The organism is Pseudomonas sp. PME37.24/025 (assembly GCF_055556615.1).
Map to the genome: position 1 here is coordinate 1 of NZ_JBVHNK010000116.1, position 279 is coordinate 279.

Annotated in this window: 1 protein-coding gene; it reads left to right on the forward strand. The window is 67.0% G+C overall.

The window, feature by feature from the left end:
• On the forward strand, nt 1-279 hold a 279-nt coding region (locus tag ACZ3HH_RS29740; RefSeq protein ID WP_465810124.1), incomplete at both ends, for a thiolase family protein.

Below are 279 nucleotides of genomic sequence, written 5' to 3' on the forward strand. Positions count from 1 at the left end.
GGCATCACCGCCGAGAACCTGGTGGACGCGTACGCCATCAGCCGTGAGGCCCAGGATGCCTTCGCGGCAGCCTCCCAGCAGAAAGCCGTGGCGGCCATCGAGTCCGGGCGTTTCGCCGACGAGATCACGCCGATCCTGATTCCCCAGCGCAAAGGCGATCCCGTCACTTTCGCCACCGACGAGCAGCCCCGCGCGGGCACCACGGCAGAAACCCTGGCCAAGCTGAAACCGGCCTTCAAGAAAGACGGCAGCGTCACTGCCGGCAACGCCTCGAGCCTC